Origin of the sequence: Thermus islandicus DSM 21543 (assembly GCF_000421625.1) — a bacterium.
Taxonomy (GTDB): Bacteria; Deinococcota; Deinococci; order Deinococcales; family Thermaceae; genus Thermus; species Thermus islandicus.
This window is the reverse complement of sequence record NZ_ATXJ01000006.1, coordinates 35,577-57,954: the sequence shown is the minus strand read 5'-3', so window position 1 is coordinate 57,954 and position 22,378 is coordinate 35,577. Positions and strand designations below refer to the sequence as shown.

Here is a 22,378-nt window from a genome sequence, read left to right as displayed (position 1 = left end):
GGAAAATCGTGAATTTAGTCACTTAAGCTTCCCGAAGGCGTACACCAACTCGTCCCCCTTCCGCACCACCAAAAGGAGGGCGGGCCTTCCTAGGGAGTCCTTGAGCACGTATTTCACCCGCACCTCCCCCGCCACCACCTTTTCCTCCTGGCCTTCCAGGAAGTACCCCGCGGCGGCGAAGGCGGTGAGAACCTGCTGGACGAAGGCGGCGTGGAGCCGGCTCGCCAGGCCCTTGGCCACGAAGGCCTCCAGGGCGTACCCCCGGGCCTCGGGGAAGCGGGCCAGGAGGGGCTCGGGGCTTTTCGCCTTGTAGCTCCCCGCGGGCAGGCGCACCCCAGGGTCCAGGCTCGAGGCCAAGGCGGCCACGGCGGTGGCTTCCAGGAGGGTCTGGGCTCCTCCCCCGCCGCCCAACAAGAAGAGGAGCGCCAGGGTGAGCGCGCGGAGTTTTCCCATGGCTTCCATTTTAGCCCAGGAGGAGGTCCCGCGCCCTAAGGGCCAGGTGGACCCGGGCCAGGGTCTCGGGGCGGGAGAGGGGGCCTATCCCCTCCTCAATGCGCTTTAGGCGGTAGCGAAGGGTATTCGGGTGGATGTGGAGCTTCTCCGCAGCCTCCTCCAGGGTGCGGGCCTCCAGGTAGGCCTCGAGGGTCTTCAGAAGCTTGGGGGCGAGGGGCAGGTAGCGCTCCACCAGGGCCTTCAGGTCCTCGGGGGACTGCTGCAGGAGCACGAAGGCCACGGGGTCCAGTCCCGTGAAGGAGAGGGCCTCCCCGGGCCTGGCCGCCTTGAGGGCGATGAGGGCCTCCCGGTAGGCCTGTTGCACCTCCCCCCCCGTGTGCACCGCCGAGTAGCCCAGGCGGCTTCCCGGGGGCAGGGCCTGGAGGAGGGCGTCTGCCTCCCTCTTGGGGCTATGGACCTGCCACATGGCGACGACCCGGTTGCCCCGGACCGCAAGGAGGTAGGGCACCCCCAGGCGGTCCAGGAAGGCTCCCGAGCGGCGCCGAAGCTCCAGGGTGGCCTCCCGCCGCCTTTCCTCCGCCAGGCGGTGGCGGCCCAGGACAGAGGGCGGCTCCAAAAGGGCGAGGACCCACTCCACTCCCTCGGTGAACCCAAAGGCAAAAAGCCGCTCCGGTTCGGCCTCCCCCAGGACCAGGGCCTCCAGGAGGGCCCCGCCCAGGGACTCCTCCTGCATTCTTTCCAGACTCCGCTCCAAAGCCCGCACCCGGAGGAGGCGGGTGGCCACCTCCAAGATTCCCCGGGCCCTTTTAAAGCGGCCCTCCTCCCCGTAGGCCACGAGGACGCCTTCCCCCGCCTCGAGGGCCAGGTACCCCTTTCCCTCCCCTGGCTCCCTGGGGTGCTCCGGAGGCACCACTCCGGCAAAGCCCAACACCTCTCCCCAAGGGGCTACCCGGGCCAGGGCGAGGCCCGTGGCCTGATGGAGGACCTCAAGGAGGGGCCTCTCCGGAAGCTTCAGGAGAAGGTCCAGAAGCCCCGCTAGGGCCATCCCTGGACCCAAGGCGAAGAGGCGGAGGGTAAGGGCCCTTTCCAACTCCTCGGCCCTCAGCCACGGAGGGTAAAGGGCGAGGCCCAGGCCTTCCGCTTCGGCGAAGGCCCGCACCTCGGGGTCGGGTTCGGGGAGGAGGAAGCCTGCGGCGGTCCGGTAGCGGTAGAGGCTCCCCTCGGGGCGGAAGAGGAGAAGGGCCCCCTCCGGGGGTAAGAGAGGCCTAGGCTCGGGGAGGAGGTAAAGGGCGGGGCGTTCCGAGGGGACCAGGACCTGGAGGCCGAGGCCCTGGCAGAGAGCGGAGAAGCCTATGGTGTTTTCCCCAAATTCATGGGACCACATAGGGTATTTCCACTATACCCTGCCGCTGTGGCCGAGGAAAGGGGGGAAAATCTTGTAGAAAAAGATAATGGAAGCTAGAAATTTGCAACTAGACACCAATTGTCCCTCCCCGCACCCCCCTCCATCCTGGGGGAGGAAAGGAGAAGCATGTTCCGCGGGTCCATACCACCTTTACCCACCCCCTTCCGCCAGGGCAGGCTGGACGAGGCGGCCCTGAGGCGGCTTGTGGAGCGGGTCGTGCAGGGGGGCTCCCACGGCGTAAGCGTGGGGGGCACCACCGGCGAGCCCGGCACCCAGACCCTGGAGGAGAGAAAGCGCGCCATAGAGGTGGTCCTAGACCAGGTGGCGGGAAGGGTGCCCGTGATCCCGGGCACGGGGGCGCTTCGCCTCGAGGAGACCCTGGAGCTCACGCGCTTCGCCAGGGAGGCCGGGGCCCAAGGGGCTATGGTGATCGTCCCCTACTACGTGAAGCCCAACCAGGAGGGGCTTTACCACTACTTTGCCGAGGTGGCCAGGGCGGTCCCCGACTTCCCCCTCCTCATCTACAACATCCCGGGCCGCTCCGGGGTGGAGATCGCCCCCAAGACCGTGGCCCGCCTCCGGCGGGACTTTCCCCATATCGTCGGGCTCAAGCACTCCTCCAAGGACCTGGAGTACGTTTCCCACCTCTTACAGGAGGCGGGGCGGGACTTCCTTGTCTTCTGCGGGCTGGAAAGCCTCACCCTCCCCATGATGAGCCTGGGGGCGGTGGGGACCATCGCCGCCACGGCCAACTGGCTGCCCAAGGAGGTAGCAGAGCTTTGCCAGAGGGCCTTGGACGGGGATTTCCCGGGGGCAAGGGAGCTCCACTTCCACCTTTTGGAGGCCAACGAGGCCATCTTCTGGGATACGAACCCCATCCCCCTGAAGACCGTCCTTTCCTGGATGGGGCTTTGTGAGAAGGAGTGGCGGCCTCCCCTTGGGCCCACCCGCCCCGAGGTGGAGGAGCGCCTCCGGGCCATGGCCCTCCGCTACGGGCTTTTGGGAGGTGAGGGGTGAAGCTCTGCCGCTTCCTCCATCGCGGCCGCCTCCACCGAGGGGTCTTTCGGGAGGGTCTCCTCCTGGACGAGGCGGGGGAGGCCCACGACCCCGAGGCCGTCACCTGGCTTCTGCCCTTTGAGCCGGGGAAGGTCTTGGGCGTAGCCCTCAACTACCCCGACCACGCCGAAGAGCTCGGCCTTTCCCGGCCAGAGGAGCCCGCCCTTTTCTGGAAGCCCAACACCAGCCTCCTCCCCCACAAGGGGGTGGTGCTTTACCCCAAGGGGGTGGAGTTCGTCCACTACGAGGTGGAGCTGGCCGTGGTGGTGGGCCGCCCCATGAAGCGGGTCCGGGCTAAGGACGCTCTGGACTACGTCCTGGGCTACACCATTGCCAATGACCTGGTGGCCCGGGACTACGTGCGGAACACCTTCCGCCCCCCCATCCGGGCCAAGGGCCGGGACACCTTCCTTCCCCTGGGGCCCTTTTTGGTGGTGGAGGAGGTGCAAGACCCCCAGGACCTTTGGATGCGGGCCTACGTCAACGGCGAGCTTCGCCAGGAGGGGCATACCTCGAGGATGCTCTACAGCGTGGCGGAGCTCTTGGAGTTCATCTCCGAGTTCATGACCCTGGAGCCCTACGATGTCCTCCTCACCGGCACCCCTAAGGGGATCAGCCGGGTGCGGCCGGGGGACGTGATGCGGCTGGAGATCCAGGGGCTTGGGGCTTTGGAGAACCCCATAGAGGAGGAGGCATGAGGTACGCAGACCAGGTGGCGGGTATCCCTTGGGAAAGGATTGAGGCGCTCCGCAAGGAGGCGGCCTCGAGGCCGGCGCTGCACTTTATTGACGGGGCCTTTGTTCCCTCTGAGGACGGGGCCACCTTTCCCACCCTAGACCCCTCCAACAACCAAGTCCTGGGCTTCGCGGCCCGGGGTGGGGCGGCCGAGGTGGACCGGGCAGCCCAGGCGGCCCACCGGGCCTTCGCCCGCTGGAGCCGCACGCCGGCCCGGGAGCGGAAGCGGTACCTCCTGCGCATCGCGGAGCTTCTGGAAAAGCGGGCCGATGACCTCGCGGTCTTGGAGTGCCTGGATGCGGGCCAGGTCCTTAGGATCGTGCGTGCCCAGGTGGCCCGTGCGGCGGAGAACTTCGCCTTCTACGCCGAGTACGCCGAGCACGCCATGGAGGACCGCACCTACCCTGTGGACCGCGACTGGCTCTACTACGCCGTGCGGGTGCCGGTGGGTCCGGTGGGCATCATCACCCCTTGGAACGCCCCTTTGATGCTCGCCACCTGGCGCATCGCCCCGGCCTTGGCCTTCGGCAACACCGTGGTCTTGAAGCCCGCCGAGTGGAGCCCCCTGACCGCCAGCCTCTTGGCGGAGATCCTGCAGGAGGCTGACCTGCCCCCTGGGGTGTTCAACCTGGTCCAGGGCTACGGGGAGGAGGCCGGGGCCGCCTTGGTGGCCCATCCCCTGGTTCCCCTGATCACCCTTACCGGCGAAACGGAAACGGGAAAGGTGGTGATGCGCAACGCCGCCCTCCACTTGAAGCGGCTCTCCTTGGAGCTCGGGGGGAAGAGCCCGGCCTTGGTCTTCGCCGATGCGGACCTTGAGCGGGCCTTGGACGCGGTGGTCTTCCAGATCTACTCCTTCAACGGGGAGCGCTGCACAGCCAACTCCCGGCTCCTGGTGGAGGAGACGATTTTTGAGGAGTTCGTGGGCCGGGTGGCCGAGCGGGCCCGGCGGATCCGGGTGGGGCATCCCCTAGACCCTGAGACCGAGGTAGGCCCCCTCATCCATCCCGAGCACCTGGAGCGCGTCCTGAACTATATCCGGATCGGCCTCGAGGAGGGGGCCAGGCTCCTGGTGGGGGGAAGGAAGGCGGAGACCTCCTTCCGGGGGGAGGACCTTTCCCGGGGCAACTACCTGGAGCCCACCCTCTTCCTGGGGGAGAACTCCATGCGCATTGCCCAGGAGGAGATCTTTGGGCCGGTCTTGCTGGCCATTCCCTTTAAGGACGAGGAGGACGCCCTGAGGAAGGCCAACGACACCAAGTATGGCCTCGCCGCCTACGTGTTCACCCGAGACCTGGAGCGGGCCCACCGCCTGGCCCTGGAGCTGGAGGCTGGGCTCGTCTACCTGAACAGCCACAATGTGCGCCACCTGCCCACCCCTTTTGGCGGGGTAAAGCAGAGCGGCGATCGCCGGGAAGGGGGCGTTTACGCCCTGGAGTTCTATACCGATCTCAAAAGCGTGGGGCTACCCCTGAGGCCGCCCCATGTGCCCAAGTTCGGGCGCTGAGGAGGGAAGCGTATGGCAAGGACAGGAGCGGAGTACCTGGAAGCCCTTCGGGAGAACCCCCCTAACCTTTGGTACAAGGGGGAGAAGGTGGCGGACCCCACCACCCACCCGGTCTTCCGGGGCATCGTGCGCACCATGGCGGCCCTTTACGATCTGCAGCACGACCCCCGCCACCGGGAGGTCCTCACCTACGAGGAGGAGGGGAAGCGGCACGGGATGAGCTTCCTCATCCCTAAGACCAAGGAGGACCTGAAGCGGCGGGGACAGGCCTACAAGCGTTGGGCCGACCAAAACCTGGGGATGATGGGCCGAAGCCCCGATTACCTCAACGCCGTGGTCATGGCCTATGCGGCCAGCGCCGACTTCTTCGGGGAGTTTGCCGAGAATGTGCGGGCCTACTACCGCTACCTTCGGGACCGGGACCTGGCCACCACCCACGCCCTCACCAATCCCCAGGTGAACCGGGCCAGGCCCCCCGCGGGCCAGCCCGACCCCTACATCCCCGTGGGGGTGGTGCGGCAGACGGAGAAGGGCATCGTGGTTCGGGGGGCCAGGATGACCGCCACCTTCCCCTTGGCGGATGAGGTCCTCATCTTCCCCTCCACCCTTCTCAAGGAGGGGCCTGAGAGCCAGCGCTACGCCGTGGCCTTCGCCCTGCCCACCTCTACCCCGGGCCTCCACTTCGTCTGCCGCGAGGCCCTGGTGGGCGGGGAAAGCCCCTTTGACTACCCCCTCTCCAGCCGCCTCGAGGAGATGGACTGCCTGGTGGTCTTTGACGATGTGCTGGTCCCCTGGGAGCGGGTCTTCATCCTAGGGAGTGTGGAGCTTTGCAACAACGCCTATGCGGCCACCGGGGCCCTGAACCACATGGCCCACCAGGTGGTGGCCCTCAAAACGGCCAAGACGGAGGCCTTCCTCGGGGTGGCCGCCTTGATGGCCGAGGGGATCGGGGCCGATGCCTACGGCCACGTCCAGGAAAAGATCGCCGAGATCATCGTCTACCTGGAGGCCATGCGGGCCTTCTGGACCCGGGCCGAGGAGGAGGCTAAGGAGAACGCCTACGGCCTCCTTGTGCCCGACCGCGCCGCTTTGGACGGGGCTCGGAACCTGTACCCCAGGCTTTATCCCAGGATCCGGGAGATCGTGGAGCAGATCGGGGCCAGCGGCCTCATCACCCTCCCCTCGGAGCGGGACTTCAAGGGTCCTTTGGCCCCTTTCCTGGAGAAGTTCCTCCAGGGGGCTACCCTCGAGGCCAGGGAGCGGGTCGCCCTTTTCCGCCTGGCCTGGGACATGACCCTCTCGGGGTTTGGGGCAAGGCAGGAGCTTTACGAGCGCTTCTTCTTCGGCGACCCTGTGCGCATGTACCAGACCCTCTTCAACGTCTACGACAAGGAGCCCTACAAGGCCCGCATCCGGGAATTCCTGCAGGAAAGCCTAAAGGTTTTTGAGGAGGTGCGGGCGTGACCCAGGAGGCCCTGAAGGGGGCCTTTAAGGAGGCCCTTTCCCGCCTGGCCGCGGGGGTTACCGTGGTCTCCGCCCGGCATGGGGAGGAGGAGCGGGGCATGACCGCTACCGCCTTCATGTCCCTGAGCCTCGAGCCCCCTTTGGTCGCCTTGGGCATCGCCGAGGGGGCGAGGCTCCTTCCCGTGGTGGAGGCGAGCCGGGCCTTCAGCGTGAGCTTCTTGCGGGAGGGGCAGGAGGCGGTTTCCGAGCACTTCGCCGGAAGGCCCAAGGAGGGGATCGGTCTGGTAGGGGGGGCGGTCCCGGGGGCCTTGGCCGTCCTCCGTTGCCGCCTGGAAGCCCTCTATCCCGGGGGGGATCACCGGCTCGTGGTGGGCCGGGTGGAGGCGGTGGAGCTTGGCGAGGAGGCCCCTCCTCTGGTCTACTTCCGGCGGGGCTACAGGAGGTTGGTATGGCCATCGTGAGGGTGGGCTTTATTGAGCTTTGGGTCCAGGACTTGGAAAGGAGCCTGGACTTTTACCACGGGCTTCTGGGCCTAAGGGTGGAGCACCGGGAGGGGAAAAGCGCCTACCTCCGGGGCTATGAGGAGCTGGAGTGGAGCCTCAAGCTCACCCAGGCCCCCCTGGCGGCGGTGCGGAGCCTGGGCTTTAAGGTGGACTCGGAGGAAGGGCTTGAGGCCCTGGAGGCCTGGGCCAGGAGGGAGGGCCTGCCCCACCGCCTCGAGGGGGACTGGGGCCGGCCTAGGGTCCTCCGGGTCCAGGACCCCTTCGGCTATCCCTTGGCCTTCTACTTCCAGGCGGAGAAGCTTCCCCGGGTGCTGCAGCGCTACCACGAGCACCGGGGCCCCGGCATCCTCCGCATTGACCACCTGAACCTCTTCTCCCCCGAGGTGGGGGAGGCCACGCGGCTTTACCAAGAAGCCCTCGGCTTCCGCCTCACCGAGTACACGGAGGATGACGAGGGGAGGCTTTGGGCGAGCTGGCTTCACCGCAAGGGGAACGTCCACGATGTGGCCTTCACCAACGGGGAAGGCCCCAGGCTCCACCACTTCGCCTACTGGCTCCCCGATCCCCTTGCCGTCCTAAGGGCAGCGGACATCCTGGCCGGGGCCATGCGCACCGACCAGATTGAGCGGGGCCCCGGGCGGCACGGGATCTCCAACGCCATGTTCCTCTACCTTAAGGACCCCGACGGGCACCGCATGGAGCTCTACACCTCCGACTACCTCACCGTGGACCCCGACCTGCCCCCGGTGCGCTGGAGCCTGAACGACCCCAGGCGGCAGACCCTCTGGGGGCACCGCACCCCCAAGAGCTGGTTCCTGGAGGGAAGCCCCCTTCTGGACCTCGAGGGCAGGCCCGTGCCCACGAGGGCCTCGAGGCTTGAGGGCCTTCCCCAGCACGTGATCTAAGGCCCCAAGGGCGGGTCCCGGAGGCCCGCCCCTTGACGGGACAAAGGTCCCTCCCTAGACTAGGGGCGAAGGTACAAACGTTTGTTAGCTAGCCGCAAGGCTGGCAGAGGAGGTGAAGGATGAAGCGTGGGTTAGCAGCGGTTCTGGTTCTGGCCCTGGGCGCCTTGGCCCAGGCTCCCCTCAAGGTGGGCGTGGTGGTCTCGGCTACCGGCCCGGCGGCCTCCTTGGGCATCCCGGAGCGGAACACCTTCCTCCTTTTGCAAGAGCTCCTCAGCCGCCAGGGGGGTGTGGGGGGGAGGAAGGTGGAGTTCGTCCTTCTGGACGATGCCTCCGATACCACCCAGGCGGTGCGCAACACCAGGAAGCTGGTGGAGGAAGGGGTAGTGGCCGTCATCGGCACCACCACCACCCCGGCCTCCCTGGGAATGATCCCGGTGGTGGCTGAGGCCAAGGTGCCCATGATCTCCCTGGCCGCCAGCAAGGACATCATCTACCCCGTGGACGCCCAGCGCTACTGGGTCTTCAAGACCCCTCAGACGGAGGAGCTCATGGCCCGGGCCATCGTGGCCGATATGGCGGCCCGTGGGGTAAGGACCGTGGGCTACATCGGCTTCAACGACGCCTACGGTGAGGGCTGGGCCCGCTTCTTTGAGGCCGAGGCGAAGGCCAAGGGGATCCAGGTGGTGGCCAGCGAGCGCTACAACCGTACGGACACCAGCGTCACCGGCCAGGTGCTGAGGATCCTGGCCCGCAGGCCTGAGGCCGTCCTCATCGGCGCAAGCGGCACCCCTGCCGTCCTGCCCCAGCGAACCCTCAAGGAGCGGGGCTACGCCGGCCTCATCTACCAAACCCATGGCGTGGCCAACCCCGACTTCCTCCGGGTGGGCGGCAAGGACGTGGAGGGCACCCTCCTCCCCGCCGGGCCCATCCTGGTGGCCGAGCAGCTCCCGGGTAGCTTCCCCTCCAAGCGGGTGGCCCTGGACTACATCCAGCGCTACGAGGCCAAGTACGGCATCGGCTCCTACTCCACCTTTGGGGCCCACGCCTGGGACGCCTGGCTCATCCTGAGGCCGGCCCTGGAGCGCGCCCTCAGGAAGGCCGACCCCGAAAAGGACCTCGCCGCCTTCCGTGCCGCCCTCCGGGACGAGATTGAGGCCACGAGGGGCCTGGTGGCCACCCACGGGATCTTCACCTTCAGCAAGGAGGACCACTTGGGCCTCCGCTTTGAGGACGCGGCGGTGATGGTCCAGGTGGAAGGGGGCCGCTGGAAGCTCATCCGCACCTTCCGTTAGGCCATGGACGCCACCATCCTCGGTTTCCTCCTTCTGGACGGCCTGCAGAACGGGGTGGTCTACGGCCTTTTGGCCCTGGCCCTGGTCCTGGTCTTCACCGTAACCCGGGTGATCCTGGTCCCCATTGGGGAGCTCATGATGTTTGCTCCCCTCTCCCTGGTCTGGCTCCAGTCGGGAAAACTCCCCGGGACGCTGGGGCTCGCCCTGGTCCTGGGGGTTCTTTGGGCGCTCCTGGAGCGGGGCCGGGGCCGGGCCCTTCCCCTCCTCGGGGGGGCGGGGCTTTTCCTCCTCTTCCTCCTCGCCCGGGGGGTGGCGCCCCTGGCCTATCTGGCGGCCCTCCTCCTCGTGGTCTACCTGGGGGTTTCCACCTACCGGGTCTTCTTCCAGCCCATGCGGGAGGCCACGGTCCTGGCCCTCCTCATCATGGCGGTGGGGCTCCACGTGGCCTACCAGGGGCTCGGGCTCGTCTTCTTCGGCCCCGAGCAGTTCCGCCCCGAGCCTCTCCTACCGGGAGAGGCCACCGTGGGCCTCAGCTGGCAGGGGGTCCTGGTCCTCGCCTTTGCCCTGGCCTCGGTGCTTGCCCTTTACCTCTTCTTTCGCCGCGCCCTCTTCGGCAAGGCCCTTCTGGCGGCGGCGGAGAACCGGCTTGGGGCCAGGCTTTGCGGGATCCGTCCGGAGGAGGCGGGGATGGTGGCCTTCGCCATCGCGAGCCTCATGGCGGCCCTCTCGGGGCTCCTCCTCGCGCCCCTCATCAACGCCGCTTACTTCATGGGGTTCATGCTGGGTCTGAAGGGCTTCGTGGCGGCGATCCTGGGGGGGCTTTTGAGCTACCCGGTGGCCTTTTTGGGGGCGCTGCTCGTGGCCTTTTTTGAGAGTTTCACCAGCTTCTACGCCAGCGCCTACAAGGACGCCTTGGCCTTTCTTCTCCTGGTGCCGGCCCTCTTCTACCAGAGCCTGCGGGCGAAGGGGGTGGAGGAATGAGGCGGTACCTCGGTTTTGCCCTTCTCCTCCTTCCCTTCCTCCTCTCCCCCTTCCCCTTCTCCCTCACCCTGCTTAACTTCTTCGCCCTCTCGGGCCTGGTGGCCCTTTCCCTTTACGTTCTCACCGGGCTTGGGGGGATGACGAGCTTCGCGCAGGCGGCCTTCATGGGGGTGGCGGCCTACGCCACCGCCCTCCTCGCCAAGGGGACGGGCCTTTCCCCCTGGGCGGGCCTCCTCCTAGGGCTTCTCCTCACCCTGGCCTTCGCCCTGGTCCTGGGCCTGCTCACGGTGCGGCTTAAAGGGCACTTCCTCCCCCTTTCCACCATCGCCTGGCAGGTGGCCCTCTACATCCTGGCGGGGAACCTGGTGGGGCTCACCGGGGGGCACACGGGGCTCACGGACCTCCCGGCCCTCGTCCTCTTTGGCCTTCCCCTGGACACCCCCTTCCGCTACGCCTTCTTGAGCCTCTTCTTCCTCGCCCTCCTTGTCCTCGCCCTACAAAACCTCCGGGAAAGCCGCCTAGGCCGGGCCCTCCTCGCCCTAAGGGGGGATGCCCTCACCGCGGCGAGCTTCGGGGTGGACCCGGCCGCCCTCCGCCTTCAGGCCTTCCTCCTCGCAGGGGCCATCGCGGGGCTTGCGGGGTTCCTCTACGCCCACTTCCTGCGCTTCGTGAACCCCACGCCCTTTTCCCTCGAGGCCTCCATCAAGTACCTGGTGATGGCGGTGGCGGGCGGGGTGGGGACGATTCCCGGGGTGCTTTTGGGGGCTGCCCTCTTCACGGGCCTCGAGGACTGGCTCAAGGACCTCCTCCCTCTCCTTTTGGGCCAGCAGGGGAACTACGAGACGGTGGCCTACGGCCTGGTTTTGGCGGGGATCCTCCTCTTCGCCCCCCAGGGCCTCTGGCCCCTCCTCGCAAGGAGGCTTCCCCGGGGGAAGGCGAGCCTCCCCCAGAAGGCCCCCCTCCCCCTAAGGCCCCCCTCGGGTGCGCGCGGGGAGGTGGTCCTGGAGGCCAGGGATCTGCGGAAGGCCTTCGGGGGGCTTTTGGCGGTGAACGGAGTCTCCTTCGCCCTAAGGCGGGGGGAGATCCTGGCCCTGATCGGCCCCAATGGGGCGGGGAAGAGCACCACCTTTAACCTCGTTTCTGGGGCCCTCCGGCCCGACTCCGGCCGGGTCTTTTTCTTGGGAAGGGAGATCACCGGCCTCCCCCCTTACCGGGTCCATCCCCTGGGCCTCGGCCGCACTTTCCAGCACCCCCACGTGTTTCCGGAGATGACGGTGCTGGAGAACGTGGCCCTGGCCACCTACGCCAGGACCCGGGCAGGGTTCTTCCAGGTGCTCCTCGGCCTTCACCGGGAGGAGGAAGCGCGGGCCTTGGCCACGGCCTGGGAGGCCCTGAGGCGGGTGGGCCTGGGGGATCTGGCCCTGGAGCGGGCCGACCGGCTCACCGCGGGGCAGCAGCGCCTTTTGGAGCTCGCGAGGCTCCTCGCCTCGGGGGCGGAGGTCCTCCTTCTGGACGAGCCGGGGGCGGGGCTTAGGGCGGGGGAGAAGCGGGAGCTCGCGAGGCTTCTTTTGGCCCTCGCCCGGGAGGGGTACAGCCTCCTCCTGGTGGACCATGACATGGACCTCATCATGGGGCTTGCCGACCGGGTGGTGGTGATGAACTACGGGGAGAAGATCGCCGAGGGGACGCCCGAAGAGGTGCGGAAGAACCCCCTGGTGCGGGCGGCCTATCTGGGGGAGGCGGCATGAGCCTCTTAGAGGTGCGGGACCTCACGGTGCGCTACGGGGCCCTGGAGGCGGTGCGAGGGGTGGGCTTCGCCCTGGAGGAGGGGGAGGCCCTGGCCCTCATCGGCCCCAACGGGGCGGGGAAGACGAGTGTGCTTCGGGGGCTTCTCGGCCTCGCCCGGGCCGAGGGGGAGGTGCGCCTCCTAGGGGAGGCCCTCCCCCAGAGGACCCCCGAGGCCCTCCTCGCCCGGGGGGTGGTCCTCGTCCCCGAGGGGCGGGCCCTTTTCCCAGGGCTTTCCGTGGAGGACAACCTCCTCCTTGGGGGGTTTTCCCGCTTTAAGAGGGGAGAGGACCTGAGGGCGGACCTCAAGCGGGTCTACGCCCTCTTTCCCCGCCTGGAGGAAAGGCGGCGCCAGCCTGCGGGGACGCTTTCTGGAGGGGAGCAGCAGATGCTGGCCCTGGGCCGGGCCCTGATGGCCAGGCCCCGCCTCCTCCTTCTGGACGAGCCCTCCTTGGGCCTCGCTCCCCTCATCGTGCAGGAGATCTTCCGCATCCTCGCCGCCCTCAAGGGGGAGGGAGCGACCCTCCTTGTGGTGGAGCAAAACGCCAGGATGGCCCTCGCCCTCGCGGACCGGGCGGTGGTGTTGGAGGCGGGGGAGGTGGCCCTTTCGGGGCGGGCGGAAGAGCTCAGGCAGAACCCCCGGGTGGTGGAGGCCTACCTGGGGGCGGCGCGGGAGGTGGGGGAGGGATGAGGGACCCCTTCCGGGAGGCCTTGGGGCTCCGGGTGCTCTCCCTGGGTCCTGGGGAGGCGGCGGTGGGGGGGCGGGTGGAGGCGCACCACCTCAACCTCCACGGCACCGCCCACGGGGGCTTCCTCTACGCCCTGGCCGACAGCGCCTTCGCCCTCGCCAGCAACTCCCGGGGGCCCGCCGTGGCCCTCTCCTGCCGCATGGACTACTTCCGGCCCCTTGCCCTGGGGGCGGAGGTGGAGGCGCGGGCCCAGGAGGTTCACCTCTCCCGGCGTACGGCCACCTACCGGGTGGAGGTGGTCTCCGGGGGGAGGCTCGTGGCCCTCTTCACGGGAACGGTTTTTCGCTTAGGAGGTGACGGGGATGATGTACCAGCCGGAACTGGAGGCCCTTCCGAGGCCTAGGCTTAGGGCGCTTCAGGAGGAAAGGCTTAAGCGGGTGGTGGCCTACGTCCACGAGCGGGTGCCCTTTTACCGAAAGCTCCTGGACGAGGCCGGGGTGGACCCCAAGGGGCTTAAGGGCCTCGAGGACCTCCCCAGGCTCCCCTTCACCCGAAAGGCGGACCTTCGCGACCACTACCCCTTTGGCCTCTTCGCCGTGCCCCGGGAGAACCTGGCCAGGATCCACGCCTCTAGCGGCACCACCGGGAAGCCCATGGTGGTGGGCTACACCAAGGGCGACCTTCAGGTCTTCGCCGAGGTGGTGGCCCGTTCCCTGGCGGCGGCCGGGGCGAGGCCCGGAATGATGCTCCACAACGCCTACGGCTACGGCCTTTTCACGGGGGGGTTGGGCCTCCACGGGGGGGGTGAGGCCTTGGGGATGACCGTGGTCCCCGTGTCCGGGGGCATGACCGAGCGCCAACTCATGCTCATCCAAGACCTTCGCCCCGAGGTCATCTCCTGTACCCCTTCCTATGCCCAGACCCTGGCGGAGGAGTTCCGGAAGCGGGGGGTTTCCCCAGAGGAGATCTCCCTAAAGTACGCCGTCTTGGGCGCCGAGCCCTGGACTGAGGCCATAAGGAAGCAGGTGGACGAGGGCCTTGGGGTGAGGAGCACCAACATCTACGGCCTCTCCGAGATCATCGGGCCCGGGGTGGCCAACGAGTGCGTGGAGGAAAGGCGGGGGAGCCACATCTGGGAGGACCACTTCCTCCCCGAGGTGGTGGACCCCGATACCGGGGAACCCCTTCCCGAGGGCAAGGTGGGGGTCTTAGTCCTCACCACCCTCACCAAGGAGGCCATGCCCCTCCTCCGCTACTGGACCGGGGACCTCACCTTCCTCACCCATGAGCCGTGCGCCTGCGGCCGCACCCATGTGCGCATGGGGCCCGTGTTGGGGCGTACCGACGATATGCTCATCGTTCGGGGGGTCAACGTCTACCCCACCCAGGTGGAGGCCGTTCTCCTGGGCATCCCCGAGGTGGTGCCCCTTTACCAGATCGTGGTGCGCCGCGAGGGTACCCTGGACGAGGCCGAGCTCAAGGTGGAGGTCTCCGAGGACTTCTTCCGGCAAATCGGCCAGGAGGTCCTCTCCGACGAGGTGGTGGAGGCGGACCATCGCCTCCATGCCCTCCGGGAAAAGGTGGCCCACAAGATCAAGGACACCATCGGGGTGAGCATGAGGGTGACCCTGTTGGCCCCGGGCCAGGCCCCAAGGAGCGAAGGGGGGAAGCTGAGGCGGGTTCTGGACCTGAGGAAGTAGCATGCGCCCCATTCCCCAAGGCTACGAGGCGGTCTTTGAGACCGTGGTCACCGAGGAGATGACGGTGAACTTTGAGGAGCTCGGCCCCGTCCATCCTGTCTACGCCACCTACTGGATGGCCAAGCACATGGAGCTGGCGGGCCGGAAGATCATCCTGCCCTTCCTGGAAGAAGGCGAGGAAGGGATCGGGAGCTATGTGGAGGTGCGGCACCTGGCCTCGGCGCTACCGGGGATGCGGGTGCGCATCGTGGCCCGCCACGAGCGCACCGAGGGAAATCGCGTCTACGCCGTCATGGAGGCCTACAACGAGCTTGGCGACCTGATGGGCAAGGGGCGGACGGAGCAGGTGATCCTGCCCAAGGCCAAGGTGGAGGCCCTCTTCGCTCGCCTCAAGGAGAGGTGGGCGCAGAAAAAGGGCAGGGCCTAAACCTGGGGCTTTCCCGGGAGCATACCCCAGGTTGCGAAACCAACGGGATGTCCCGAAAACCCCGCCGGGACTTTCCACCGGGGCCCTCAGGCGGGGGCAAGTCCGCATGGGGTGGTATTAGAACCGGGGTTTGCGCCGTTCAAAGAAGGCGCGGATGCCCTCCTTCAGATCCCCGGTCTCCCGCACCCAAGCGTTGGCCAGGGCCGCCAGGCGGAAGCCCTCCTCGAGGCCCATGCCCGGGAGGGCGAGGAGGAGTTCTTTGGTAAGGCGGAGGGAGGTGGGGGCATTGGCCGCTACCTCCTCCGCCAGGGCCCGGGCCTCTTCCAAGGCCTTTCCCGGCGCGGCCAGGCGGTTTACGAGGCCCAGGGCCTTGGCCTCCTCTGCCCCTAAGAGCCTCCCCGTGAGGAGGAGGTCCTTGGCCACCTTCTCCCCCACGGCCCGGGTGAGGAGAACAGAGACCAAGGCGGCCACAAACCCGATCCTCACCTCGGTGAAGCCCATCTGGGCCTCCTCGTCCATCACCACCAGGTCCGAGGCCAAGGCGAGGCCGGCCCCCCCCGCCACCGCCGGACCGTTCACTGCCGCCACGGTGGGCTTGGGAAAGGTGTAAAGGCGGTGGAAGAGCCGCATGAGGGAGAGGGAGTGGCGGTAGTTCTCCTCGGCCCCAAGCTCCGTGACCTTTTCCAAAAAGGCCAGGTCCGCCCCGGCGCTGAAGGCTCGGCCCTTGCCCGTGAGGACCACCACCCTCACCCCGGGGTCGGCCTCGAGGGCCTCCAGCGCCTCCAAGAGCCCCCCTACCATCTCCGGGGAAAGGGGGTTACGCCGCTCGGGGTCGTTGAGGAAGACCGTGGCCACCCGGCCTCTTTCCGTCTGGACCATGCCCCCATTGTAGCCGGAGGGCGTTTCCTGCTACACTCCCCTTAGCCCGCAAGCACGGTCCCAGGCGTTTGCGGGCAGGGAGGTGGTGTAGATAAAGGAATACCTGACCAACGAGCGGATCCGCGCCAAGCAGGTCCGGGTCATCGGGCCCGAGGGGCAGCAGCTCGGCATCATGGACACCCGGGAGGCCTTGCGCCTGGCCGAGGAGCAGGGGCTGGACCTGGTTCTGGTGGGTCCCACGGCCGATCCCCCCGTGGCCCGCATCATGGACTACTCCAAGTGGCGCTACCAGCAGCAGGTGGCGGAGAAGGAGGCCCGGAAAAAGGCCAAGCGCACCGAGGTCAAGTCCATCAAGTTCCGGGTCAAAATAGACACCCACGACTATCAGACCAAGCTGGGCCATATCAAGCGCTTCCTGGAGGAAGGCCACAAGGTTAAGGTGACCATCATGTTCCGGGGGCGGGAGATGAGCCATCCTGAGCTCGGGCAGCGGCTCCTGGAGCGGGTGGCCGAGGACCTCAAGGGCGTGGCCGTGGTGGAGATGAAGCCCGAACTCCTAGGCCGGGACATGAACATGCTCCTGGCCCCGGCCAAGGTTTCCGCCTAGACCGAAGGCGCCCCCTCTGGTATAGTGGGAGGGCTTTGGGGAGCCTCCAAGACCCCCTTTTGGGGGCGCTCCCCGGGCCGGAGGAAGGCTATGCCGAAGATGAAGACCCATAAGGGCGCCAAGAAGCGGGTGAAGGTTACCGCTTCGGGCAAGGTGGTGGCCATGAAGACCGGCAAACGGCACCTGAACTGGCACAAGTCGGGGAAGGCGATCCGGCAGAAGGGACGGAAGTTCACCCTGGCCAAGCCGGAGGCGGAGCGCCTCAAGCTCCTCCTCCCCTACGCCTAGGAGGGGGTAGAGGATGCCGCGCGCCAAGACGGGAGTCGTCCGCCGCCGGAAGCACAAGAAGATCCTGAAGCTGGCCAAGGGCTACTGGGGCCTGCGCTCCAAGAGCTTCCGCAAGGCCCGGGAAACCCTCTTTGCCGCTGGGAACTACGCCTACCGCGACCGCAAGCGGAAGAAGCGGGATTTCCGGAGGCTTTGGATCGTGCGCATCAACGCCGCTTGCCGCCAGCACGGCCTCAACTACTCCAGCTTCATGAACGGCCTTAAGAAGGCGGGGATTGCCCTTGACCGGAAGGTGCTGGCCGACCTGGCGGTGCGGGAGCCGCGGGTCTTCGCGGAGCTGGTGGAGAAGGCCAAGGCGGCCCGGGCCTGAGCCTGCCGCACCCCGGGCCCCGCGCGGGGCCCGGGGCCTTGTTTCCTAGGCCCCCCTCGCCCGGAACAGGGGGGCAGGGCTAAACTACCGGGGATGACCTGGCTTCTCCTTCCCCTGGCCTACCTGGTGGGGGGCCTGCCCTTGGGCTACGGCCTGGCCCAAAGGCGCGGGGTGGACCCGCGCACGGCGAGCCCCTACGCCCTGGGCCTGGAGAGCGCCCTGAAACGCATGGGCTTGGGGCTTGTCCTCCTATCCTTCCTCCTAGACGTTCTCAAGGGCTATTTGCCCCTCTTGCTGGGGCGGGTCCTTGGCCTGGACGGCGCAGGGCTCCTCGCCCTCGGGGTGGCGGTCTATCTGGGCCACCTCTATCCCCTTTTTCTCCGGGACCCCTGGCCCCTCCGGGCCAAGGGGGCGGGGGTCCTTTTGGGGGTGCTTTCCGGCCTTCCCCTGCCGCCCGCCCTCGGCCTCGTGCCCGTGGCCCTGGCCCTTGCGGTCTATGCCCTCACGGGCTACGCCTCCTTGGCCGCCCTCTCCCTGCCCCTGGGCCTTTTCGGGGTCTTCCTCTTCGGGGGGTTCGGGCCGACAGAAAGGTTCCTCAGCCTCCTCCTCCTCCTCCTCGCCCTGTGGCGGTACAAGGAGAACCTGGGGCGGATCCTCGAGGGCACGGAGCCCAGGCTTGGGGAGCCCATGCCCCTTCCTTCCGAGAAGCAGGTGGTCTGCGCCTTCCTCATCCACCCCCTGACCCTGGAGGACTTCTGGCAGAGCCCCCGCTTTCGCTGGCTAAGGCCTCTCGTGCGGCTTGGCCTCCTGAGGCAGGAGTGGATGGAGCGCCTCGCCGAACGCTTCCGTCCCATGAAGGTGGGGGAGGTGCGGGGGGTGAGGACGGCGGATGGGAGGGAGGTGCGCTGCCACCTCATCTCCGCCCCCCTCCTCCCCCACCAGATCAAGGGCAAGCCCGAGCTCGCCGTGCGCCGGGCCATCCAGGGGGCAAGGCTGGCCCGGGAGCTCGGGGCCACGGTGGTGGGCCTGGGGGCCTTCTGGAGCGTGGTGGGGGAGAAGGGGAAGGCGGTGCAGGAGGCGGTTCCCGGGATAGAGGTCACGAACGGCGGGGCCTACACTGCGGGCACCGTGAGGGCGGCCATCCCCCGGATCCTCGCCCACTTCGCCCGAACCGGCCGGGACCTAAAGGGCGTGACCGCGGCCGTGGTGGGGGCGAACGGGGTGGTGGCCTTCGGCATCGCCCGCCAGATCGCGCCCTACGTGGGCAGGCTCCTCCTCGTGGGACGGGACCTAAAGCGCCTGGAAAAGGCGGCGGAAAGCCTCCGGAGGAACCTGGAAAGGAAAGGGGAAGCCCCCGAGATCGTGGCCACCACGGAGATCGCCGCCATCCGGGAAGCGGACCTCGTCTTCACCGCCACCAGCGATCCTAACCCCGTGATCTATCCGGAGCACGTGAAGCCGGGGGCCTGGGTCTACGATGAGGGGGTGCCTCCGGATGTCCACCCCTCGGTCAAGGAGGTACCGGGGGTGCGGGTGATCCCGGGGGGGGTGGTGCGGCTTCCCGGGGAGGCGAGGGCCACCCTGGACCTCCACTTTGGGGCCCCCAACCAGGTCCCCGCCTGCCTCGCCGAGACTATGGTCCTGGCGGCGGAGGAGGCCTTTGACCGGAAAAGCCTCGGGGGAGAGGTGAAGGCGGAGAACATCCAGTTCTTCGTGGAGCGGGCCGAGGCCCTGGGCTTTCGGGTGGTGGAGTAGTGTGGCTCCTCCTTTCCCCTACCCGCCTCGAGGCCTCCTTCCTCCAGGGCGAGCCCTTTACCCTCTTCGCCTGGCGGGGCCTCAGGGGGGAAGGGTTCGTCTACCTGGAGACCGGGCTCGGCAAGGTGAACGCCGCCCTAGCCCTCGCGGCCTACGCCGCCAGGAACCCCGTGGAGAAGGCCCTCCTCTTCGGGATCGCCGGGGCCTACCCGGGCTCGGGGCTTTCCCTGGGTAAAGCGGTCCTGGTGGGAGAGGAGGTGGAGGCCGACCTCGGCCTGAGGGAGGGCCTGGAGCCCCTGGGCTTTCCCGCTTTGGAGCTCGGGGGGAGGCGTTTCTACCACCGCTTTCCCCTGGACGCTCCCCTCACGGAAGGCCTGGCCCAAAGGCTCGGCCTGGGGGTCGTGGTGGGCCTCACCCGGGACCTGGTCTCGGAAACTCCGGAGGAGGCCCAGGCCCTGGCGGGGAGGTGGGGTGCGGCCCTGGAGAACATGGAGGGGGCGGCCTTCGCCCGGGCCTGCCTGGCCTTGGGGATCCCGGGGGCGGAGCTCCGGGCCCTTTCCAACGTGGCCGGGGTGCGGGACAAGGCAGCGTGGCGGACCCGGGAGGCGGTCGCCGCCCTCGCCCAGGCGGTGGGGCGCCTCCTCGCCGAAGAAAAAGGGGGTTTCAGGCCTGCTTGAAGACCTCCTCGGCCACGTCCCAGTTGAGGACGTTCCAGATGGCCTGGAGGTAGTCGGCCCGGCGGTTCTGGTACTTGAGGTAGTAGGCGTGCTCCCAGACGTCAATGCCCACGATGGGGGTAAAGCCCTCCATCACGGGGTTGTCCTGGTTGGGGGTGGAGAGGACGTGGAGCCTGCCGAAGGGGTCCTTCACGAGCCAGGCCCAGCCCGAGCCGAACCGGCCCATGGCCGCTTGGGTGAGCTTCTCCTTGAGGGCGGGGAAGCCCCCAAACTGCTCGTCAATGGCCTTCTTCAGCTCCCCCACGGGCTCCTTGGCCCCGCCCGGGGTGAGGAGCCTCCAGAGGAGGCTGTGGTTCAGGTGGCCACCCCCGTTGTTGCGCACGGCGGTCTGGATGTCCGCGGGCAGGGCGGCGAGGTGCCTCAGGAGGACCTCCACCTCCACCCCGTGCAGGTAAGGATGCTTCTCTAGGGCGGCGTTGAGGTTGGTCACGTAGGCCCCGTGGTGCTTCTGGTGGTGGATCTCCATGGTCTTGGCGTCAATGTGGGGCTCGAGGGCCTCGTAAGGGTAACCCAGATCAGGAAGCTTAAACGGGTACGGCATACCTCACCTCCATTCCCCACTATAAAGGAGGCCACCTCTTGCGGGGTGGCCTTTCTCACAAAAGCTTCTTCCCTTAGCCGTGGGGCTTGGCCAGCTTCATGGGCACCACGATGCGGTCAAACTCCTCCTCGGTGAGGTAACCCAGCTCCAAAGCCGCCTGCTTCAAGGTCTTCCTCTCCTTCAACGCCTTTTTCACGATTTCCGCTGCCTTGTCGTAGCCGATGGCCTGGTTGAGGGCCGTGGCCAGCATGGGGTTTTTCTGGAGATGCTCCTCTATGCGCTCCAGGTTGGGCTCAATCCCCTTGGCCAGGTGCTCGTTGAAGGACTCCATGGCCTCGGCGAGGAGCCGGATGGACTCCAGGGCGGCGTCGGCCATCACCGGCTTAAAGACGTTGAGCTGGAAGTTGCCCTGGCTCCCGGCGAAGGCCACGGCGTGGTCGTTGCCGAAGACCCGCACCACCACCATGGTGAGGGCCTCCACCTGGGTGGGGTTCACCTTCCCGGGCATGATGGAGGAGCCGGGCTCGTTGGCGGGGATGAAGATCTCCCCGATCCCCCCATAGGGCCCTGAGGCCAGCCAGCGGACGTCGTTGCCGATCTTCATGAGGGCGCCGGCCAGGGTCCGGAGGGCCCCCATGACAAAGACCAGCTCGTCATGGGCGGCCAAGGCGGCGAAGCGGTTCTCCGCCACCCGGAAGGGAAGGCCCGTTTCCTCCGCGAGGTACTTGGCCACCAGCTCCCCGAAGCGGGGGTGGGCGTTTAAGCCCGTGCCCACCGCCGTGCCCCCGATGGCGAGGTGGTAGAGGCCCTTTTCCGCCTCCTTCACCATGGCCAGGGTGTTCCTGAGCTGGGCGGCCCAGCTTCCCACCTCCTGGCCCAAGGTGATGGGCACGGCGTCCATGAGGTGGGTGCGACCGATCTTGACGATGTCGTCAAAGGCCCGGGCCTTCTCCTCAAAGGTCCGGATCAGGGCCTCCGCCGCGGGGTAGAGCCTCTGGTGGAGGGCCAGGGCCACGGCCACGTACATGGCGGTGGGGAAGGTGTCGTTGGAGCTCTGCCCCCGGTTGACGTGGTCGTTGGGGTGGACGTACTTGCTCCCCAGGGGCTTTCCGAGGATCTCCGAGGCCCGGTTGGCGATGACCTCGTTCACGTTCATGTTCGTCTGGGTCCCGCTTCCGGTCTGGAAGACCACCAGGGGGAAGTGGTCGTCCAGCTTGCCCTGGACCACCTCCTCCGCCGCCTGGAGGATGGCCCTTGCGATCTCCTCGGGAAGCTCCCCCAGCTCGAGGTTGGCTCTGGCCGCCGCCTTCTTCAGCATCCCGTAAGCGCGGATGACCTCGAGGGGCATGCGGAAGCGCCAGGCCCCTATCCGGAAGTGCTCTAGAGAGCGCTGGGTCTGGGCCCCCCAGTACCGGTCCGCCGGAACCTTGACCTCCCCCATGGTGTCCCGCTCTATCCGGTAGTCCATCGTCCACCTCCGAGCCCGATTCTACCCGAGCCTTCTTGAGGCCCGGAGGGCTCTTAAGCCGGGGCTACTCCTCCTCGTAGGGGTCGTGGAGCCTCACCGGCTTGCCCCGGAGCCCGGCCCGGAGGTTCAGCCACTCCACGAAGACGGCAAAGCCCATGGCGAAGTAGACGTAGCCCTTGGGGATGTGCACCCCCGTGCCCTCCGCCACCAGGGTGAAGCCGATGAGGAGGAGGAAGGAAAGGGCCAGCATCTTCACCGTGGGGTGGCGGTTCACGAAGGCGTAGATGCCCCGCGAGGCGAGGAGCATCACCCCTACGGAGGTGAGGATGGCCGCCACCATGACCGGCACGTGGGGGGTGAGGCCCACGGCGGTGATCACCGAGTCTATGGAAAAGACCACGTCCAGAAGGAGCACCTGGGCGATGACGCTAAAGAAGCTCGGGGCCACCCGCTTGGCCGCATGGCCTGGCTCCCCCTCGAGCCTCTCGTGGATCTCCTTCACCGACTTGTAGAGGAGGAAAAGCCCCCCCGCCACCAGCACCAGGTCCTTCCCCGTGACCTCGTGGCCTAAGAGGGCGAAGAGGGGCTTTTTAAGGGCCAGGATCCAGGCGATGGAGAGGAGGAAGAGGATCCGGGTCACCGCCGCCAAGGTCAGCCCCATCACCCGGGCCCGCTCCTGCTCCTCCTTGGGGAGCTTGGAGGCCAGGATGCTGATGAAGATCACGTTGTCCACGCCCAGGACCACCTCGAGGACCGTCAGGGTGAGGAAGGCCAGCCAGATCTCGGGATTGGTGAGCCACTCCACGGGTAGGAGTCTACAGCTTCCCGTTT

The 22,378-nt window shown here is 67.6% G+C and carries 24 protein-coding genes; 18 read left to right on the top strand and 6 right to left on the bottom strand.

All coding sequences use genetic code 11. The annotated features are described in order from the left end of the window. Positions 1–18: 18 nt before the first annotated feature. Together H531_RS0107490 and H531_RS0107485 are read right to left on the bottom strand one after the other, a co-directional pair. Positions 19–453, bottom strand: coding sequence for a hypothetical protein (locus H531_RS0107490; RefSeq protein ID WP_022798739.1), 435 nt, complete (start codon positions 451–453; stop codon positions 19–21). A gap of 10 nt (positions 454–463) precedes the next feature. Continuing rightward, complete coding sequence (locus tag H531_RS0107485; protein ID WP_022798738.1) at positions 464–1,837, bottom strand: PucR family transcriptional regulator; 1,374 nt, start codon at positions 1,835–1,837, stop codon at positions 464–466. Positions 1,838–1,984: 147 nt separating this feature from the next. On the opposite strand from H531_RS0107485, the gene hpaI reads away from it, so the two are divergent. The 13 genes from hpaI (at position 1,985) to H531_RS0107420 (ending at position 14,902) form a co-directional block, all read left to right on the top strand. After that, complete coding sequence (hpaI, locus tag H531_RS0107480) at positions 1,985–2,875, top strand: 2,4-dihydroxyhept-2-ene-1,7-dioic acid aldolase (RefSeq protein WP_028490724.1); 891 nt, start codon at positions 1,985–1,987, stop codon at positions 2,873–2,875. Then, on the top strand, positions 2,872–3,612 hold the full coding sequence (locus H531_RS0107475) for a fumarylacetoacetate hydrolase family protein (protein WP_022798736.1): 741 nt from the start codon (positions 2,872–2,874) through the stop codon (positions 3,610–3,612). Before hpaI ends, H531_RS0107475 begins: the two co-directional genes overlap by 4 nt. Then, positions 3,609–5,156 carry a 5-carboxymethyl-2-hydroxymuconate semialdehyde dehydrogenase gene (hpaE, locus tag H531_RS0107470; protein WP_022798735.1) on the top strand — a complete coding sequence of 516 codons (1,548 nt, stop codon included), beginning with the start codon at positions 3,609–3,611 and terminating at the stop codon, positions 5,154–5,156. The genes H531_RS0107475 and hpaE overlap by 4 nt, the downstream gene beginning before the upstream one ends. A 12-nt stretch (positions 5,157–5,168) precedes the next feature. After that, entirely contained in the window at positions 5,169–6,620 is a 1,452-nt protein-coding gene (hpaB, locus tag H531_RS0107465; protein WP_022798734.1) for a 4-hydroxyphenylacetate 3-monooxygenase, oxygenase component, read from the top strand. An 11-nt stretch (positions 6,621–6,631) separates the two neighbouring features. Next, a complete protein-coding gene (gene hpaC / locus H531_RS0107460; protein ID WP_028490723.1) occupies positions 6,632–7,081 on the top strand; it encodes a 4-hydroxyphenylacetate 3-monooxygenase reductase subunit in 450 nt (149 codons plus the stop codon). Further along, positions 7,069–8,028, top strand: a complete 960-nt coding sequence (hpaD, locus tag H531_RS0107455) for a 3,4-dihydroxyphenylacetate 2,3-dioxygenase (RefSeq protein WP_022798732.1) — start codon at positions 7,069–7,071, stop codon at positions 8,026–8,028. Before hpaC ends, hpaD begins: the two co-directional genes overlap by 13 nt. A gap of 119 nt (positions 8,029–8,147) precedes the next feature. Then, positions 8,148–9,320, top strand: a complete 1,173-nt coding sequence (locus H531_RS0107450; RefSeq protein WP_022798731.1) for an ABC transporter substrate-binding protein — start codon at positions 8,148–8,150, stop codon at positions 9,318–9,320. A gap of 3 nt (positions 9,321–9,323) precedes the next feature. Further along, positions 9,324–10,301 (top strand): branched-chain amino acid ABC transporter permease, encoded by a 978-nt coding sequence (locus H531_RS0107445; RefSeq protein ID WP_022798730.1) that lies wholly within the window; start codon positions 9,324–9,326, stop codon positions 10,299–10,301. Beyond that, on the top strand, positions 10,298–12,049 hold the full coding sequence (locus tag H531_RS12935) for a branched-chain amino acid ABC transporter ATP-binding protein/permease (protein WP_022798729.1): 1,752 nt from the start codon (positions 10,298–10,300) through the stop codon (positions 12,047–12,049). The genes H531_RS0107445 and H531_RS12935 overlap by 4 nt, the downstream gene beginning before the upstream one ends. After that, entirely contained in the window at positions 12,046–12,777 is a 732-nt protein-coding gene (locus H531_RS0107435) for an ABC transporter ATP-binding protein (RefSeq protein WP_022798728.1), read from the top strand. The genes H531_RS12935 and H531_RS0107435 overlap by 4 nt, the downstream gene beginning before the upstream one ends. Further along, complete coding sequence (gene paaI / locus H531_RS0107430) at positions 12,774–13,178, top strand: hydroxyphenylacetyl-CoA thioesterase PaaI (RefSeq protein WP_022798727.1); 405 nt, start codon at positions 12,774–12,776, stop codon at positions 13,176–13,178. The genes H531_RS0107435 and paaI overlap by 4 nt, the downstream gene beginning before the upstream one ends. Continuing rightward, positions 13,141–14,475 carry a phenylacetate--CoA ligase gene (locus H531_RS0107425; RefSeq protein WP_028490722.1) on the top strand — a complete coding sequence of 445 codons (1,335 nt, stop codon included), beginning with the start codon at positions 13,141–13,143 and terminating at the stop codon, positions 14,473–14,475. The genes paaI and H531_RS0107425 overlap by 38 nt, the downstream gene beginning before the upstream one ends. A 1-nt stretch (position 14,476) precedes the next feature. Beyond that, the gene (locus H531_RS0107420; protein ID WP_022798725.1) at positions 14,477–14,902 is read left to right on the top strand and encodes a thioesterase family protein; all 426 of its coding nucleotides are present in this window, start codon (positions 14,477–14,479) and stop codon (positions 14,900–14,902) included. A gap of 117 nt (positions 14,903–15,019) precedes the next feature. On the opposite strand, the gene H531_RS0107415 is transcribed toward H531_RS0107420, so the two are convergent. Continuing rightward, entirely contained in the window at positions 15,020–15,781 is a 762-nt protein-coding gene (locus tag H531_RS0107415; protein ID WP_022798724.1) for an enoyl-CoA hydratase/isomerase family protein, read from the bottom strand. A 91-nt stretch (positions 15,782–15,872) separates the two neighbouring features. On the opposite strand from H531_RS0107415, the gene infC reads away from it, so the two are divergent. The 5 genes from infC (at position 15,873) to mqnB (ending at position 19,478) form a co-directional block, all read left to right on the top strand. Beyond that, positions 15,873–16,388 carry a translation initiation factor IF-3 gene (gene infC / locus H531_RS0107410; protein ID WP_028490721.1) on the top strand — a complete coding sequence of 172 codons (516 nt, stop codon included), beginning with the start codon at positions 15,873–15,875 and terminating at the stop codon, positions 16,386–16,388. Between the two features lie 90 nt (positions 16,389–16,478). Beyond that, the gene (gene rpmI / locus H531_RS0107405; protein WP_028490720.1) at positions 16,479–16,676 is read left to right on the top strand and encodes a 50S ribosomal protein L35; all 198 of its coding nucleotides are present in this window, start codon (positions 16,479–16,481) and stop codon (positions 16,674–16,676) included. Positions 16,677–16,689: 13 nt separating this feature from the next. After that, complete coding sequence (rplT, locus tag H531_RS0107400) at positions 16,690–17,046, top strand: 50S ribosomal protein L20 (protein ID WP_022798721.1); 357 nt, start codon at positions 16,690–16,692, stop codon at positions 17,044–17,046. Between the two features lie 93 nt (positions 17,047–17,139). Continuing rightward, positions 17,140–18,801: a glycerol-3-phosphate acyltransferase gene (locus tag H531_RS0107395; protein WP_022798720.1), complete on the top strand. Its 1,662-nt coding sequence runs from the start codon at positions 17,140–17,142 to the stop codon at positions 18,799–18,801. Further along, positions 18,801–19,478: a futalosine hydrolase gene (gene mqnB / locus H531_RS0107390; protein ID WP_022798719.1), complete on the top strand. Its 678-nt coding sequence runs from the start codon at positions 18,801–18,803 to the stop codon at positions 19,476–19,478. Before H531_RS0107395 ends, mqnB begins: the two co-directional genes overlap by 1 nt. On the opposite strand, the gene H531_RS0107385 is transcribed toward mqnB, so the two are convergent. From H531_RS0107385 to H531_RS0107375, 3 genes are all read right to left on the bottom strand, one after another. Next, positions 19,465–20,079, bottom strand: coding sequence for a superoxide dismutase (locus H531_RS0107385; RefSeq protein ID WP_022798718.1), 615 nt, complete (start codon positions 20,077–20,079; stop codon positions 19,465–19,467). The two genes, mqnB and H531_RS0107385, sit on opposite strands and share 14 nt — an antisense overlap. A 73-nt stretch (positions 20,080–20,152) precedes the next feature. Continuing rightward, positions 20,153–21,547 (bottom strand): class II fumarate hydratase, encoded by a 1,395-nt coding sequence (gene fumC / locus H531_RS0107380; protein ID WP_022798717.1) that lies wholly within the window; start codon positions 21,545–21,547, stop codon positions 20,153–20,155. A gap of 64 nt (positions 21,548–21,611) precedes the next feature. After that, positions 21,612–22,352, bottom strand: coding sequence for a TerC family protein (locus H531_RS0107375; RefSeq protein WP_022798716.1), 741 nt, complete (start codon positions 22,350–22,352; stop codon positions 21,612–21,614). Positions 22,353–22,378: the final 26 nt, after the last annotated feature.